Source organism: Chryseobacterium daeguense DSM 19388, from assembly GCF_000430825.1.
Lineage (GTDB): Bacteria > Bacteroidota > Bacteroidia > Flavobacteriales > Weeksellaceae > Chryseobacterium > Chryseobacterium daeguense.
The window spans coordinates 93,154-107,602 of record NZ_AUMT01000012.1; the positions used below are offsets into that span (position 1 = coordinate 93,154).

The following is a 14,449-nucleotide window of genomic DNA, read 5'->3' on the forward strand; positions in this document are numbered from 1 at the left end:
TCAAAAATACTTCATTATTAGTAAAAATAAAAAGGGAAGTGCAGAACAAGTTTCCACACCAAACGAAAAGTAGGCATCTTTCCTTTTGTTTTCAGAGAAATAAATCAGAATATAAGTCACAATTCCTGCAAGAAAAAATGCAGCTGAATATTTTAAATCAAGATAAAAAATTGAAAGAATATTACTCACAAAAACCAAGATATAAGCGATATATTTTGTATTCTGAACACCAATCATTTTCGGAAAAGTTTTCACTGTGTCACTTTTCATATCCCGAATATCAAAAGGCAGCACCAGTGCCGTAATAAAAAAGAAACTGATTAAAAAGATAGGAATATTAAATTCCGGGAGAGTAAGCCAGCAATTGACCAGAGCCCACACCAGTCCAACGTAAAAAATCTTTAATAAAGGGATTTTACGGATATAAACATCAAGAAAAAAGCTATTGTAAAGCAATCCTAAAACAACGATGATAAACCATTTTATGAGACGGATCTCATTATGGTTTTCAATGATCAGAATAGCACAGACCACGCTTGCAGCTACATTCAGGACCAGAATCCTGAAAAAATATTTTGTGTGCTGGTACTTTGTGTAAAGATATCCGCTGAAATAGGTGATGAAAATTAAAAATAAGGTAGGAAAACGGAACGTGTTTTGCTCCTCCATGAAAAATACTGCAAAAAGAGTTCCCGTTAAGGATACATAAAATTGGCTGTCAATAACAGTTTTTTTGAGTATTTTTAAGAAATTCATTTATCAAAAATAACATATATGAAAAGATTTTCCAAGATTTTTGTGCTTTTGCTTCTGCTGCTGAATTTTTCAGTGGTCTTTGCTCAGAAATACTATGACGAGCAATGGAAAAAAGTGGCTGACAATTTTCAGAAAGGCACGTATAAATCTAATATTCCCATCATTTTAGACATACAAAAACAAGCTATGAAAGAAAATAATACCCTGCAGCTGATTCAGGCCCTGAAAAGCGAATTCAGTATTATAAACATGACCAGGGATGATGAAAAAAATGATACGGTATCACAGTTTTTTAGTAAAATCCAAAATGCGGAGAAAAATATAAATGGTGATGAAAAGCTTCTTTTCAAAGTCTTAATGAATGGTTTTTTCATGGATTATTATAACCAGAACTCATGGAAAATAAACGGCAGAACCAATCTTAATTCTCAGGATATTTCACAAATTGAAACCTGGAGCAAGCTTGATTTTAAAAATTATATCACCAAAAATTTCCAGGAGCTTGACAATCAAAAGCAGGCAATGGGTAAAATTTCGCTTACAAAATATCAGGATCTTTTCAGTAATGTGAAAAATATTTCCTATTTCCCTACGCTGGCAGACTGGTATGCATTGAAAAGGTGGATTTTCTCTCAAACAACGGTCTTTTTACAAAAAATGAGCTTACAGAAAACCGCAAGCAGATCATTATTATTTTTGATGAATTAATTGCACAAAACAGTGGAAATTCCAAGCTGTATTTTATGCATCAGAAATTGCAGGAGAATTGCAATTTTACTCATTGTAAAGATAAGCTTGAACAGCTGAAAACTTTACTGAATTCTTCTACAGAAGGCGATTACAAAGTATTGATCATGGAAGAGATCATGTCTGAACTTATTGCTAAAAAGAAAGAAACTGAAGCATTAAAGATGGCGGAAAATGCCAAAAATCAATATCCAAAATCAGCTTTTTTAGAAAATATTAAAAATAAGGAAGAGCAGATTAAAGCTTCATCTTTAAATATTAAATATGAACAGCAGACTCAAAGCAACAAGCCAATTCATTTGGTGGCCGAGTTTAAAAATGTATCAGAATTTTCATTAAATATTTATGAAGTAAAGGATGATATAAAATCTTTCATGCAATATGCAAGAAATTCTTACGCTGATATGTTTGGTAAGATGAAAAAAAATCTGGTAAGGAAAGAGACCTATCAGTTTCAGGATCTTAAAGATTATAGAATCCATTCCACTTCTTTGGAAATCAAACCGCTCCCTTCCGGAATTTATGTGGCTGAATATGCTGTAACCGGCGGAAGCAATGACAATCGACAGAATTTTTATTTCTACGTTTCTAATAATACCATTATTTATCAGAATAAAAATGAAAGAAATTTTTCAGCAAATGAATTAAAATTAGTAAACAGCGAAACCGGAAAGCCCGTAACAAATGAAAATCTTACGTTGTATGAGTTCGTACAAAATACTACTTTAAACAAAATTGAAGGAAAAACTGATGAGAAAGGCGTTTTCAGACTTCCGGCAACCAAAAATGATGATTATTACAGATATTATTTGATAAATCAGCCTAAAACCAATGATTTTCAAATGATGCAGGTCTACGGCGACAGTGATGATGGAGAATATAACCCCAACAAACAAACCCGTACAAAAGCCCAGATTTTTACCGATCGTGGCATTTACAGACCGGGACAAACGGTTTATTTTAAAGTAATTAACGTAACCATTGACAAGGAAGTTGAATCCGTTGCGAAAGGCATTAAACAGACGATTAAGCTTTTGGATGCCAACGGACAGGAAGTTTCTTCACAAAGCTTTACAACCAATGAATTCGGTTCTTACCACGGCAGTTTTATCCTTCCAAAAGGTAAATTGAATGGTTCATTTTTATTAAGCACTGACGAAGCAACGCAAGGTTACAAAAACATTAGTGTTGAAGAATATAAAAGGCCGAAGTTTGAAGTGACCTTTGAGCCGGTAAAAGGTGAATACAAGTACGGACAAACCATTGAGCTGAAAGGGAAAGCAATGATGTTCTCGGGAGTTGCGCTGAGCAATACAACGATTAATTATGAAATCAAAAAGCACAATATCCGCTGGAAATATTTCGGGTGGTATCCACAGGTTTATGATAACGAAAATTCTGTGCTGGGTGAAGCAAAAACCAATGAAAAAGGAGAGTTTGTTATTAAATTAGACCTTAAAAAAGATGAAAATTTAGAGGGAATTCAGATTGATAATTATGAGATCAATGCTTCTGCAACCGACATCAATGGGGAAACCCAGTCTGCCAACACGCAATTAAAAGTAGCATCCGTTTCCCATTATATCAAAGCAGATGAAATTAAAGATACTTTCTCCGATGAAGCTGTAAAATTAAAGGTAGAAACCAAAAATTATAATGAACAGAACCTTAAAAAATCTTATCAGGTAAAGCTTTCAAAGCTGCAGGCCCCGGAACGTGTTTTCAGGGATAACTTTAAGGCAAGTGTTCAGGATCTTCCTGAGTTTTCAAAAGAAGAGTTTATCAGTAAATTTCCGCATGACCTGTATGACAAAAATGACGAAATTAAAAACTGGAAATCACAGATTATTTCAACAAAAACAGAACAATCTGAAAGCCTGGATTTAGGGAAACTGGAAGCAGGAGATTACCAGCTTGAGCTGTATAATATTGAAGGAAAAGATACCATAAAAACAGCACAGTATTTCAGTGTTTGGGATAAAAATTCTTTAAAATCAAACCAGAAAACTTTCCTTACGGTATTATCGCCTAAAGAAGAGGTTACCAGAGGTGAAAAAGCAAAAATATATGTGTATTCAGCGGTTCCGGATGCTTTGGTAAACATTTTTGTGCAGGACGGTTCCGGAAAAACCATTTCGGAAGCTCGTAAAATGAAAAGCGGGCTGCTGGAATATGTCTTGGAAATTCCTAAAGATAAAGCGGTAACTACTATGAATATTCAGTTTCAGGTGGTTGCGTTCAATGATGTTCAGACTAAATCTGTAGATTTAAAAATAAAAGATTCCGAGCAGCCGTTAAAGATTGAAACCATCACTTTCAGGGATAAATTGCAGCCGAATTCTAAAGAAAAATGGTCGGTAAAAGTCTTGGGAGGTGATAAGGAAAAAATCAATGCAGAAGTTTTGGCCAATATGTATGATATGTCATTAGATCAATTTGTTCCGAATAACTTTAGCTGGCAGAATTTATATATTCCTTATGCTTTATTCTCTTCGTATGATGTAAGAAAGAATCTTTTAGCGGAATATTATCAGAAAAGAGTTAAATATTTTAATGGAAGCCATGTGGAAGTTCCACAGTATAATTGGTTTGACGGAAAAATTGGTTCTGGTCAAGGGGATACTGATGGTGACGGAGTTTTGGATTCTAATGATGTGTGTCCTACTGTACCGGGATTATCGGATTATAATGGATGCCCTAGACCTATGAAAATGGAAGCCATGGAAGTGGAATCATCTATGCCAGGTCAAAATATGAGAGTTCACGCTATGGCTGCTCCAATGGCAAAAAAAGCAGCAAATGTCCAGAGTGATAAAGCAGGCGCTTCCGAAATGGATGAAGCAGAAGCTTTGGAAAAAGTCCCTGTCCGCCAGAATCTCAATGAAACTGCATTCTTCTATCCTGATTTAAAAACAGATTCAGATGGCAATGTGAGCTTTGAATTTACCTCCCCGGAAGCTCTTACAAAATGGAAGCTGATGTTCCTTGCTCACACAAAAGATGCAAGGGCAGCAACTTTGGAAAAAGAGGTGGTAACACAGAAAGAATTTTCCGTAACGCCTAATTATCCTAGATTTTTAAGAGAAGGAGATGAGCTGAATCTACAGTCAAAACTTTCAAATCTTACCAATAAAAAACTGAATGGTACAGCAAGCTTACAAATTTTGGATGCCTTTACCAATGAAGATCTTTCTTCTCAGTTTGGTTTAAATATAAACAATCAGGATTTTAATATCAATGAAAACGGCAACTCAGCGTTGACATGGAAATTAAAGGTTCCGAATAATGTTTCATCCATCATTTTAAAAGTGGTTGCTAAAGCCGGAGCATATTCTGACGGCGAGCAGCAGGCGATTGCGGTGCTTCCGAACAGAATGCTGGTAACAGATGCCGTTCCTGTTTTTGTGAAAGAAGGGGAAACGAAAACTTTTGTGTTGGATAACCTTAAAAATAATAATTCTAATACGGTTTCCAATGTTTCCAATACCCTTGAGCTGACTACAAACCCGATCTGGGAAATAATGTTTGCGCTTCCAAGCCTTAAAAATGATCAGAATAATTCTGCCGATGTTATCTTTAATAAATGGTTTGCGGATGTTCTGGCTTCAGAAATTTTTAAAGCCAATCCGAAAATGAAAACCATCTTCGAAGAATATCAGGATAAAGGATTATTAAACTCAAATCTTGAAAAAAATCAGGAACTGAAACAGCTTTTACTGGAAGAAACACCATGGGTGCTGGAAAGTAAAAATGAGCAGGAACAAATGCAGAAATTAGCGCTTTTATTTGATGTTAATTCTATGAAAAATTCCATCAGTCAGGATTGGAGCGATTTCGCAAAACTGCAGAACCCGGATGGAGGATTCTCATGGTATCAGGGATATCAGAGCTCTTATTCAACGTCTTTATATATACTTAAAAATCTAGGTAAAATTAATAGCTGGCTTAAAGATAATGTGAATGAATATCAGAGTTCTGAACAGAAAGAGCTGGTGAAAAAGCTTACAGCATATCTTGATAATGAAATTGATAAATATGTAGATGTTAAAAAAGAACAGGTCATGACCAACTGGGCCCTTGATTACCTGGACACCAGAAACTACTGGGAGAAAGAATATCCTTTGAAAGGAAAAGGAGGGGCTTTAAAAACTTTGATCAAGCAAAAAGCAAAAACGGCAAAACTTACCAGCTTTACATTCTTCGGGCTGCACCGTGCTGCCTTGTTGCTGAACGATTACGGAATGAAAGATGTTTCAGATAAATTAATGAATTATTTAAAAGAAACCTCTACAGATACCAAAACGCAGGGCGTTTACTGGAAACAGAACCTGAACGACTGGGGCTGGTTTAATTCTAAAGTGGTAAATCATGCAGGAGCTCTGGAAGCCTTCAATAAGCTGAAGCCTAATGATCAAAACTTCATCGAGGAAATGAAAATCTGGCTGATTACACAGAAAGAAGTCAATTCATGGGGAAGCTCAAGAGGAACTTCGGAAGTGATCTTTACCATTTTAAATTCAGGGAAATCATGGACGAGTGCTGAAAGTGATAAAGCAACCATTATTTGGGGCGGAAAAGAGCTGCAGCCGCAGACTCAGGCGACGGGATATGTGAAATCCTCGGTTAAAACTGATGTTGTAGACAAAAATTTAGCAACAGTTACCGTTACAAAACCAGGTCCCGGAATTGTTCAGGGAGGGTTGTTCTGGCAGTATTATGAAGATTTGGATAAGATAAAATCTTCTGAAAATTACATTTCAATCACCAAAGAACTGTACAAAAAGATCAAAACGGTGAATGGTGAAGAATTGCAGAAGATTACTCCGGAAACCCCGCTTAAAATAGGTGATAAGGTAACGGTGAGAATGATCCTGAACACAGACCGTTCAATGGAATTCATCCACATTAAAGATATGAGGGCAGCGGGATTTGAGCCTCTGGATGTGATGTCCGGCTACCAGTGGAAAAATAACCTGGGCTATTATCAGTCTACAAAAGATGCATCCACTAATTTCTACATAGAATACATGCCGAAAGGAAAGTATGTTTTTGAGTATGATTATGTAGCCAATGCATCAGGAAAATTCTCAAACGGAATAACCACAATGCAGAACTACTATGCACCGCAGATGAATAGCCATACAAAAGGCACCAACGTTCAGATTTCGGAATAGTTTTTGAATGAGCAGTAGCATTAAATTAAAAAAATACAGATGAATATTTCAAGAACATTGCTTGCCGGATCGGCTATTTTTATCGGGATTAATATATTTTCACAAAAGAAAATTGAAAAATATGAGAAGCTTGATATATCCATGTACCCGAAAGCAAAAACCGGAGATAAGCAGGTATACATTCAGCTTCCGGTTGAGAAAAATGAAGATGCACTGAAAGTAGAATTTTTTGTAGGAACCGAAAAAATGCTGGATTGCAATAACTATTCACTGGCAGGACAGATGAAGGAGCAGGATCTTCAGGGATGGGGGTACAAATATTATGAAGTAGAATCAAAGGGTGAAACTATAGGTACACTGATGGGCTGTGGAGATCAGAAAAAGACCAAGAAATTTGTTTCACTTCTGCCGCAGCTGGTAAGATACAACAGCAAAGCACCATTGGTATTCTACATTCCAAAAGATCTGGAGGTCCGCTACAGGATTTTATGCGCCGATTCTGCCATGAAAAAGGCGATCGAAAAATAAATTTAAATTGATTATTTATAACATAAACTCTTCATTTCGGTGGAGGGTTTTGTTTTTTTAGGGGTGTTTAAACTATTTAAAATCAACAAATTGTATTCTTTTAAGCAAATCGTGGGAAATGATAATAAAAACTGATATATTTGTTTTTTTAACAATTAAATAAACTATGGAAAACGTTTTTGATGCAAAAGATGCTCAGAATTACATTGATAGGATAAATAATCTTACCCCGGAAACTCAGGCATTATGGGGGAAAATGGCAGTCGATCAGATGCTGGCGCACTGCAACGTATCTTATGAAATGGTTTACGAACCGGAAAAACACAAGAAACCGGGATCAATTGCAAAATTTATCCTGAAAACTTTTGTGAAATCTAAAGTAGTAGGGGATAAAGCGTATCCGCAAAACGGGCCTACCGCTCCACAGTTTATCATCACAGACAGAAAAAACTTCGATGAAGAAAAGAAACGTCTTGTAGGGTTTATCCAGAAAACACAGCAGCTGGGAGCTTCCGCTTTTGATGGTAAGGAATCTTTTTCTTTCGGAAAGCTGAAAGCACAGGAATGGAACAATATGTTTGCAAAGCATCTGAACCATCATCTGGCGCAATTTGGAGTTTAAAATATTATTACACATATGAAAAAATTAGCATTACTATTCATTCTTGTTTCCAATTTTATCTTTGCACAGATGCCGAATATTTCGAATGTATGGCTGAATAACAGCAAGCCTTACATCGGGACTATTGGAAATGACAGGCAGGAAATCAGGCTTAAAATAAGCGTATCTGAGCAGAATCAAAAAAATGATCAGGAATATTTCGTTTCCGGATACAGCCTTGTTGATAAAAACTATACTAAGTTTGAAGGGAAATTTACGATTACAAAATATAAAGACGCTAAGAAAAAAGGTACTGTCTTTGGCGAGTATGAGCTGGCGGAAGAAAACAAAGGGAAGCATTCCGGAATGTTCAAAGGAAAGTTCATCTATACATTCAAATGGAATAAGGATACCGAAAAAATCGAAGGTCAGTATATTGAATTAGTCGGAAACTGGAAAAGCTATGACGGAACTTTGGATTTCCGGACACGTATTAAAAATCAATAACCATGATAAGAAAAATCTCAGCCGTGATCGGTGGTCTTGTTGCTGGATCGCTGTGTATCGGCGCAATAGAATGGATCGGGCACAAATTATATCCGCTTCCGGAAGGCATTAAGGCTGATGATGTGGATGCCTTTAAAGAATATGTGGCAACAGCCCCGTTTATGGCTTTACTGTTTGTAATTTTAGCTTACGCAGTGGGTGCCCTTGTTTCAGGATTTGTTTCCACCAAAATAGCAAATGACGGAAAGATGAGGTCTGCCGTAATCTGTGGTATTTTCTTTTTGCTGGCTACTGTTTACAATATGGTTGTTTTACCCACTCCCGGCTGGTTCTGGGTTTTAGGAATTGCTGTGTGGGGGCTTGTTTTAGCAGGATATAAATTAGCATTAAATAAAAATAAAGCATGAAATTAGGCGCATTTTCAATTAGTTTAAGTGTAAAAGATCTCCAAAAATCAAAAGACTTTTATGAAAAATTAGGATTCAGTACAATGGGCGGAGGCATGGAACAGAATTACCTGATCATGAAGAATGGAGATCATATCATTGGTCTTTTTCAGGCGATGTTTGACGGCAATATGCTTACCTTCAATCCGGGTTGGGATCAGAATGCTCAGAATCTGGATACATTTGATGATGTACGTGATATTCAGAAGCATTTGAAGGAGCAGGGAGTTGCTTTGGAAAGAGAAGCCGATGAATCCACTTCCGGTCCGGAACATATCTACCTGAAAGACCCGGATGGAAATATGATTTTAATAGATCAGCACCGATAAAATGACTGATTTAATCTTCTACGGTTAAAAGGAATAGCTTAAAAACTAATTTTAAAAAAAACATCAATATGAAAATTTTAAAATGGACCATTATTGTCCTGGCATCAATATTAATCTTCTGGCTCATCGTTGCGTTTTTTATTTCAGGGGACTGTAAGTACGAAAAATCAATTTCCATCAATGCTCCTGTGGATAAAGTATGGCAAAATACCAATACCCTGAAAGCAATGGATCAGTGGAGCCCATGGAATGATATTGACCCAAACATGAAAAAAGACTGGACCGGTACTACAGGCCAGCCGGGTGAAAAAATGTGCTGGAGCAGCGCCAAAGAAGAAGCTGGAAAAGGCTGCCAGGAAGTGAAAAAAATAGACGAGGCCAATAAAAGAATTGATACTGAAATCCGTTTCCTGACACCTTACGAAAGTGAAGCAAATGCTTTTGTAACAGTAGTTCCGGAAGGCAGTGGAAGTAAAGCGACATGGGGTTTCACTTCTACAATTCCTTACCCTTTTACCGTGATGAAACTATTTATGGACATGGAAGCGGCAATCGGGAAAGATTATCAGGAAGGACTGACTAATCTTAAAAATTTATCAGAAAAACCTTAAACTCAAAACTGAATTTAACTCAACTAAAAAAAATACAATTATGGCAACAGTAAACGTTTACCTTACGTTCAACGGAAATTGCAAAGAAGCATTTGATTTTTATAAGTCTGTTTTCGGGGGAGAATATCCTTACATCGGAACTTTCGGGGAAATGCCTCCAATGGAAGGCCAGGAAACTAAAGAAGAAGATAAAAACAAAATCATGCACGTATCTCTTCCTATTTCTAAGGAAACAATTTTAATGGGCAGCGATGCGGGTTGTGACTGGGCACCTCAGTTGAAGCAGGGAAATAATTTTTCAGTTTCAATCAATGCAGAATCTAAGGAGGAAGCAGAAAAGCTATTCAACGGACTTTCAGCTGGAGGAATGGTAACAATGCCAATGGCAGATACCTTCTGGGGCGCATATTTCGGAATGTTCACCGATAAATTCGGGATCAACTGGATGGTAAACTATGATGATCCTGCAAAAATGCAGCAGCATCCTTAATATTTTATTCAAATATAAAAAATCAAACCAGCAGTTATCTGTTGGTTTTTTATTTTTATAAATTAAGTTTTAAGGCTTACGGTTTATAGCCTATTGGTTAAGGCATAATAAATTTTCATAAAAAAATAATTTTCCTTATTATTGATAATTAATATTGAATTCAATTATTTGATAGATTTTAATAATAAATTTAAATAAGGATGAAGTTTTTTAAAAAATTGATTATTAGTGCATTTGCTTTTTCTGCAGTTTCATTATCTGCGCAGGAAAATGATCTGGGGGCATGGTATATGTATTTCGGGAACAATAAGATAAGCAAAAAATTCAACTGGCATAATGAGGTTCAGTACAGGAATTTCAATGCAGGCGGAGATCTTGAGCAGCTGTTGATCCGTACCGGAATCGGGTATGATTTAACGGAGAATAATAACAATATATTGCTGGGTTACGGTTTTATTTTAAGCAAACCTTATGTCAATGGTGAAAAAACCGAAAATATAGAACATCGCATATTCCAGCAGTTTATCACAAAACAGAAGTTTGGACGTTTTAATATTCAGCATCGTTACAGATTGGAAGAGCGTTTTCTGCAGGACGATTTCAGGATGAGATTCCGTTACCTGCTTGGCTTGAATATACCGATCAATAATAAGGAAATGCTTCCAAAAACTTTTTACGGATCAGTTTATAATGAAATTTTTCTTCATTTTGACAGTCCGGTTTTCGACAGAAACAGGGTGTATGGCGCTTTGGGGTATGTAATCAATAAAAATATGAGAATTGAAGCAGGGTATATGAACCAGATTCAGGAAAATAAGAATCGCGGGCAAATCCAGATCGGATTTTATAACAATATCCCCTTCACAAAAAACTAACATAATGAATGATGAATTGTCTATTCATTTAGATTAATTTTATATCTGTAAAATATTTACTAAAATTAAAAAATAAGTTTAAAATTTAAAAACTAATAACGGGATGCATTCAGGGAAAAAATTTGGAGCTTTAGAATTCATTGTCTGGACAAGAAGAAGTATCTATTGCCTGGCTATTTTGGCGGTTATTCCTACCGTGATGTACTTTTTCGGGTGGAAGTTTCTTTCATTTCCGTGGCAGCCGATTGCCATCATGGGAACTGCTGTAGCTTTCATCGTCGGATTTAAAAACAATGCAAGTTACAGCCGTCTTTGGGAGGCCCGCCAGATTTACGGAGCCATTATCAATGACAGCCGCAGCTTTGGATATATTGTAAGAGATTCTCTTTCTGCAAGGAATCCGGCAAAAGTGAAGGAAATGTTTCTCAGGCATTATGCATGGCTTACTGCGCTTCGTTATCAGCTTCGTGAGCCGAGAGCCTGGGAAAATATGAAAACCGCACAGTTTGATGAATATGCAAAAAAATATGATATTCCTGAAAGGCTTTCCAAGCTGGAAGATGAACTGAAAGGCTATCTTTCGGAGGAAGAATTTCAATATATCATATCGAAAAAAAACAGGGCTACCCAATTAATGGCAAGCCAGAGTAAAGAATTGTCGGAGGCCTACAAAAATGGCGAAATTAATGATTTTCAATGGACTCAGATCAATCAGCAGCTGGTGAAATTCACAGACAATCAGGGAAAAGCGGAGAGAATTAAAAACTTTCCGTATCCCAGGAATTTTTCTTCCATTACCACTTATCTTTTGCTGTTGTTTATCATTTTTGTGCCTTTCGGGCTGTTGAAAGAATTTGATAAGCTGGGAGAAGGAACGATCATCGAAGGCTATACTTTATGGTTCAATATTCCGTTTTCTTTACTGGTAACGTGGTGTTTCCATACGCTGGATAGTGTGGGGGAGGCTTCTGTGAACCCATTCGAAGGAAGCCCTAATGATGTGCCGATTACCCAGATCAGCCGCACGATTGAGATTGATATGAGAGATATGCTGGATGAAGCAGATCTTCCGCCGGCACTGGCCCCGAAGAATAATATTGTTCTTTAATTCAGAACATATCATTAAAATTAAATAAACAAACAATATAATGATTCATAATTATGTAATAATATCTATTGCAGTGCTGCTTTCTGTGATGATATTGGTAATGATTGGACAAAAACTGAAAGTGGCATATCCCATTTTCCTAGTTATTGCAGGGCTTTTAGTGAGCCTTGTCCCGGGAATGCCGCATATTGAGATAGAGCCGGATCTGGTTTTCCTGATCTTCCTTCCGCCGATTTTATTTGAAGCGGCGTGGTTTACGTCATGGCAGGATTTTCACAAATGGAGAAAGCAGATTTTTTCCATGGCTTTCGGATTGGTATTTTTAACATCTATTGTGGTGGCCTATCTTTCGTCATCCATTATTCCGGGGCTTACGGTGGCGATGGGATTTTTGCTGGGAGGTGTAAATTCTCCGCCGGATGCCGTAGCCGCAACTTCTGTTTTAAAGCACATGAAAATTCCTAAAAAGATCACCACGATTCTGGAGGGAGAAAGCCTGATCAACGATGCATCGAGTTTAATTGTATTTAAATTCGCTTTAGCAGCAGTTATTTCGGGGCAGTTTATTTTTGGAGAAGCTATAAAAGATTTTTTCTCAATGGCAGTAGGAGGTATCGCAATGGGTGTCGGGCTGGGTTTCCTTTTCGGAACTTTGCTAAGGATCATTCCTTCCAACTCAAATATTGATACCATTATCACCCTTATCGTTCCTTACGTAATGTATGTGGCGGCAGAACATTTTCATTTTTCAGGAGTGCTGTCTGTGGTTGCGGGTGGATTGTTAATGTCTTATAATTCACATTGTTATTTAAGTCATACCTCAAGAATCCAGTCGGGAAATGTTTGGAGCGTCCTTATATTTTTAATGAATACCATTATTTTCATTTTAATAGGTCTGGAATTACCGGTTGTAGTTGCAGCAATGAAAGATTATACCATTTCAGAAGGAATTTTTTACAGCATCGTCATTGGAGGAGCTATAATTGGAACAAGAATTCTTTACAGTTATGCTTTAATGTATTTTCCGAGGCTTTGTTCTAAAGAATTGAGGTTAAAATCTCCCAAACCAGATTGGCGAGAACCGTTTATCATCAGCTTTGCAGCCATGAGAGGGGTGGTTTCTCTGGCGGCGGCATTGTCCATACCGGCCTTTTTGCCGAATGGAGAAGCGTTTCCGCACCGGAATATCATCTTATTCGTAACTTTTGTTATTATATTAATTACTTTGGTAGGGCAGGGTTTATTATTAACACCTATTTTGAAATTTTTAAAAATAGATGACGCCGGAAGTGAGCTTCCCGAAGAAAAGCAGGAAGTGATTTTAATGAGGAAATTGAAAGAAACCGCTTTGTCAAAATTAGAAAATGATTTCTCGGAATTGGCACAAAAAAACAGCCTGGTTCAGCATCAGAAGCATAAATTGGAAAACGAAATGATGATGATGGCAGACAAAGCCCAGTGTATGGCTTCCACAGGAGATTATGTAACAGCTATGAATGAAAATAAGGACGTAATGAGGCAGATTATTCAGGCGCAGAGAAATGGAGCTTCACCGTATGAAACGCGAGAAAATTTTTGATGATCATGTAATGAGAACCATAGAAATGCAGCTTGATTTCGATGAGGCAAAAATCACCGGCTTTTCTCACGGATAACTTTTTATTGAATTAAAATTATCTTAAAAGCTTTTTACGCTTGTGTAAGAGCTTGCTGAAAAGGATAATCAATTAAATTATCTTAAATTTAGTACAAAACCTTTGTAGCTTTTGTCATTGTAAATAATTATTGCTAATTTTTCAGTTAAATGTAAAAAACATCAAATATGAGCAATCCAATTATCATAGAATACAAAGTAAATGCACCAACCGAAAAAGTATGGAAAGCATTAACCGACAAAAACGAAATGAAATCCTGGTATTTTGATATCGCTGACTTTGATCTTTGGGTTGGGAAAATGTTCAATTTTTACGAGCCGGGCGAAGAGAAAAAATTTCATCATGTGGCAGAAATTTTAGAAATTATTCCAAATCAGAAATTAAAGCATACATGGTCTTATCCCAAATTTTCAGACCTGAAAAGTACAGTCACCTGGGAACTTCAGCCGGAAGAAGACCAGACTATAATTAAGCTTACTCATGATGATATTGATAATTTTAAAGATTTAGGTGATAGCTTTTCACGGGATTCTTTTACAGAAGGATGGAACGGAATTATCGGGCAGAGCCTGAAGCCTTATTTAGAGAGCTAGGAATATTAAAGTAAACTATGAAATTGAGA

12 protein-coding genes and 1 pseudogene are annotated in these 14,449 nt (G+C 36.7%); 12 read left to right on the top strand and 1 reads right to left on the bottom strand.

Annotation, left to right across the window (positions count from 1 at the left end; genetic code table 11):
• Window positions 1-756 carry a UbiA prenyltransferase family protein gene (locus tag H560_RS0114650; protein WP_027380739.1) on the bottom strand — a complete coding sequence of 252 codons (756 nt, stop codon included), beginning with the start codon at window positions 754-756 and terminating at the stop codon, window positions 1-3.
• Between the two features lie 18 nt (window positions 757-774).
• Here H560_RS0114650 and H560_RS21720 point away from each other — a divergent pair.
• From H560_RS21720 to H560_RS0114710, 12 genes and pseudogenes are all read left to right on the top strand, one after another.
• Window positions 775-6,677 (top strand): annotated as a pseudogene (locus H560_RS21720) (alpha-2-macroglobulin family protein).
• 39 nt (window positions 6,678-6,716) lie between these two features.
• Complete coding sequence (locus H560_RS0114660; protein WP_027380740.1) at window positions 6,717-7,205, top strand: ecotin family protein; 489 nt, start codon at window positions 6,717-6,719, stop codon at window positions 7,203-7,205.
• A 166-nt stretch (window positions 7,206-7,371) separates the two neighbouring features.
• Window positions 7,372-7,827, top strand: a complete 456-nt coding sequence (locus H560_RS0114665; protein ID WP_027380741.1) for a DUF1569 domain-containing protein — start codon at window positions 7,372-7,374, stop codon at window positions 7,825-7,827.
• A 15-nt stretch (window positions 7,828-7,842) separates the two neighbouring features.
• Window positions 7,843-8,313 (top strand): hypothetical protein, encoded by a 471-nt coding sequence (locus H560_RS0114670; protein ID WP_027380742.1) that lies wholly within the window; start codon window positions 7,843-7,845, stop codon window positions 8,311-8,313.
• A 2-nt stretch (window positions 8,314-8,315) separates the two neighbouring features.
• Complete coding sequence (locus H560_RS21725) at window positions 8,316-8,720, top strand: hypothetical protein (RefSeq protein ID WP_051289347.1); 405 nt, start codon at window positions 8,316-8,318, stop codon at window positions 8,718-8,720.
• Window positions 8,717-9,088, top strand: a complete 372-nt coding sequence (locus H560_RS0114680; protein ID WP_027380743.1) for a VOC family protein — start codon at window positions 8,717-8,719, stop codon at window positions 9,086-9,088. Before H560_RS21725 ends, H560_RS0114680 begins: the two co-directional genes overlap by 4 nt.
• Window positions 9,089-9,156: 68 nt before the next feature.
• Window positions 9,157-9,699 (top strand): SRPBCC family protein, encoded by a 543-nt coding sequence (locus tag H560_RS0114685; protein ID WP_027380744.1) that lies wholly within the window; start codon window positions 9,157-9,159, stop codon window positions 9,697-9,699.
• A 40-nt stretch (window positions 9,700-9,739) separates the two neighbouring features.
• Window positions 9,740-10,189: a VOC family protein gene (locus H560_RS0114690; RefSeq protein WP_027380745.1), complete on the top strand. Its 450-nt coding sequence runs from the start codon at window positions 9,740-9,742 to the stop codon at window positions 10,187-10,189.
• Window positions 10,190-10,389: 200 nt separating this feature from the next.
• A complete protein-coding gene (locus H560_RS0114695; RefSeq protein ID WP_027380746.1) occupies window positions 10,390-11,064 on the top strand; it encodes a DUF2490 domain-containing protein in 675 nt (224 codons plus the stop codon).
• A gap of 103 nt (window positions 11,065-11,167) precedes the next feature.
• Window positions 11,168-12,172 carry a bestrophin family protein gene (locus H560_RS0114700; RefSeq protein ID WP_027380747.1) on the top strand — a complete coding sequence of 335 codons (1,005 nt, stop codon included), beginning with the start codon at window positions 11,168-11,170 and terminating at the stop codon, window positions 12,170-12,172.
• Window positions 12,173-12,212: 40 nt separating this feature from the next.
• Window positions 12,213-13,751, top strand: a complete 1,539-nt coding sequence (locus H560_RS21730) for a Na+/H+ antiporter (protein WP_228372487.1) — start codon at window positions 12,213-12,215, stop codon at window positions 13,749-13,751.
• Window positions 13,752-13,994: 243 nt separating this feature from the next.
• Window positions 13,995-14,420 (top strand): SRPBCC family protein, encoded by a 426-nt coding sequence (locus tag H560_RS0114710; RefSeq protein WP_027380748.1) that lies wholly within the window; start codon window positions 13,995-13,997, stop codon window positions 14,418-14,420.
• Window positions 14,421-14,449: the final 29 nt, after the last annotated feature.

What these genes read in the sequence shown, in the direction of transcription:
- H560_RS0114650 (WP_027380739.1), bottom strand. Translation starts at nt 756, where the DNA reads ATGAATTTCTTAAAAATACTCAAAAAAACTGTTATTGACAGCCAATTT.
- H560_RS0114660 (WP_027380740.1), top strand. Translation starts at nt 6,717, where the DNA reads ATGAATATTTCAAGAACATTGCTTGCCGGATCGGCTATTTTTATCGGG.
- H560_RS0114665 (WP_027380741.1), top strand. Translation starts at nt 7,372, where the DNA reads ATGGAAAACGTTTTTGATGCAAAAGATGCTCAGAATTACATTGATAGG.
- H560_RS0114670 (WP_027380742.1), top strand. Translation starts at nt 7,843, where the DNA reads ATGAAAAAATTAGCATTACTATTCATTCTTGTTTCCAATTTTATCTTT.
- H560_RS21725 (WP_051289347.1), top strand. Translation starts at nt 8,316, where the DNA reads ATGATAAGAAAAATCTCAGCCGTGATCGGTGGTCTTGTTGCTGGATCG.
- H560_RS0114680 (WP_027380743.1), top strand. Translation starts at nt 8,717, where the DNA reads ATGAAATTAGGCGCATTTTCAATTAGTTTAAGTGTAAAAGATCTCCAA.
- H560_RS0114685 (WP_027380744.1), top strand. Translation starts at nt 9,157, where the DNA reads ATGAAAATTTTAAAATGGACCATTATTGTCCTGGCATCAATATTAATC.
- H560_RS0114690 (WP_027380745.1), top strand. Translation starts at nt 9,740, where the DNA reads ATGGCAACAGTAAACGTTTACCTTACGTTCAACGGAAATTGCAAAGAA.
- H560_RS0114695 (WP_027380746.1), top strand. Translation starts at nt 10,390, where the DNA reads ATGAAGTTTTTTAAAAAATTGATTATTAGTGCATTTGCTTTTTCTGCA.
- H560_RS0114700 (WP_027380747.1), top strand. Translation starts at nt 11,168, where the DNA reads ATGCATTCAGGGAAAAAATTTGGAGCTTTAGAATTCATTGTCTGGACA.
- H560_RS21730 (WP_228372487.1), top strand. Translation starts at nt 12,213, where the DNA reads ATGATTCATAATTATGTAATAATATCTATTGCAGTGCTGCTTTCTGTG.
- H560_RS0114710 (WP_027380748.1), top strand. Translation starts at nt 13,995, where the DNA reads ATGAGCAATCCAATTATCATAGAATACAAAGTAAATGCACCAACCGAA.